Origin of the sequence: Protofrankia sp. Cas4 (genome assembly GCF_963555915.1) — a bacterium.
Taxonomy (GTDB): Bacteria; Actinomycetota; Actinomycetes; order Frankiales; family Frankiaceae; genus Protofrankia.
Map to the genome: position 1 here is coordinate 1 of NZ_CAUVXL010000206.1, position 1,918 is coordinate 1,918.

The following is a 1,918-nucleotide window of genomic DNA, read 5'->3' on the forward strand; positions in this document are numbered from 1 at the left end:
GCCCCGGGCTCATCATCGACCTGGCGACCACCGCGAGTAGCAGAAAAGGTCGACGCGTATTCGGCGTGACCAACCGGTGGACACCGTGGATGGCCGGACTTGGGCCGGCCTGGGCCGGACACGACGACGAAGGCTCCCTGACCGGGTTTGCCCTGGTCAGGGAGCCTTCTGCGCAGGTCGTGCGGGTGTAGCCCCGACCGGATTCGAACCGGCGCTACCGCCTTGAGAGGGCGTAGGACTACCCGGCCACGAACACGCTCTGACCAGCACGTTTACAAGATCCATCGGAGTTTCTGCCTCTTATTCGGCGCCCATTCGGCGTAGGCCCCTCCCGGACGTCCGACTGGACCGGTATCCCAAGATCAAGGTTGCAGGATTGCCCAACCGTCGTGGCCGATCGACGTGGCTGCGGCTGTGCGCATTCCGACCCGTGCCGACTCCGGCTGGGCCATCCACGCCACAAGCTTGGGAAACCTGTGCGGTTACCGTTGCTGACCTGCTCTGGAGCACTCCGGACCAGGTCAGCAACGGTCCAGCTCTCGCCAGAGACCACAGATCAGACCACATGCTGACCGTTGCTACTGGCACGCGAATGGCACGCCGAGGGCCGTTGATCCGTAGTTTGCTCGCGATCGTCCGTGGACGTTCACCACGCTCTGTGCTCGTCCGTGGGCTGGGCTGTCACGTTGGCTGTCCTCGTGACCCGGGCTGGTGTCGGACGATGCCCGTCGATCGGCTGGTTTCGGGTGTGTTGGGTGGTAGTGGCATGCTGGCCGGGTGACCGTGGGGGGCAGTGAGGTTACCGTTCCGGACTTCTTCGTGTCGTACACCGGGGTGGACCGCGCCTGGGCGGAGTGGATCGCCTGGACGTTGGAGGCCGCCGACTATCGGGTGGTGATCCAGGCGTGGGATTTCGGTGCCGGGTCGCACTTCGTCGAGGAGATGCACCGGACGACCGAGTATGCGGCCCGGACGGTCGCGGTGCTGTCGGCGGCCTATCTGACGTCGGCGTACGCGGCGCCGGAGTGGCAGGCGGCGTGGGCGGCGGATCCGTCGGGTCGGGCGCGGAAGCTGCTGGTGTTCCGGATCGAGGAGTGCCCGCGGCCGGGTCTGCTCGCCCAGCTTGTCTCGGTTGACCTGTTCGGTGTCGGTAAGGATGTGGCACGCCGTGTGGTGCTCGCTGCTGCCGCGGGCGAGCGGGGGAAGCCGGCTACGGAACCGGACTTCCCCGGTGGCCTGGCTGATATGGGGGTGGCGGTGGGTGGTCCGGTGTTCCCGCCGGATCTGCCGGTGATGTGGAATGTGCCGGCCCGGTTGGCGCATTTCGTGGGCCGTGAGGCGCTACTCGGCGAGATACACGGCCGGTTGGCGGCGGGGTCGGTGGCGGTGACCGCGGTGGCGGGGATGGGCGGGGTGGGGAAGACCGCGCTGGTGGTGGAGTACATCCACCGGTATGCCGACGGGTTCGATCGGGTGGGTTGGGTGCCGGCTGAGCAGCCGGAGTTGATCGGGGGGTATCTGGCTGGGTTGGCCCCGGCGGTGGGGTTGTCGGTGGAGGCGGAGCCGGCGGTGGTGGTGGCGGCGTGGGCCGGCCGGCCGCGGTCGTTGCTGGTGTTCGACAATGCCGATGATCCTGACACGATCACGATGATTAAGGGGCTTCGGCCGTCGCCGGGGGCGGGCCGGCTGTTGGTGACGTCACGGCGGCGGGGTTGGACCGCACTCGGTGTGACCGTGGCGGTTTCCACGATGCGCCGTGCCGAGTCTGTGCAGATGCTGACCGACCGGTTCCCGGCGTTGGAGCCGAGGGTCGCCGATCGGATCTGTGAGCTGTTGGGGGATCTGCCGTTGGCGGTGGAGCAGGCCGCCGGCTATCTCGACCAGACCGGCACCCCACCGGGCGAGTACGCCGACCTAC

General features: G+C 67.8%; 2 protein-coding genes. Both read left to right on the forward strand.

The features are described from left to right. The coding region (locus U9979_RS18945) for a hypothetical protein (RefSeq protein ID WP_322780439.1) at positions 1-191 on the forward strand (191 nt) is incomplete at its 5' end. Positions 192-777: 586 nt separating this feature from the next. Further along, a partial coding sequence (locus tag U9979_RS18950) for a TIR domain-containing protein (RefSeq protein ID WP_322780440.1) occupies positions 778-1,918 on the forward strand: 1,141 nt, incomplete at its 3' end.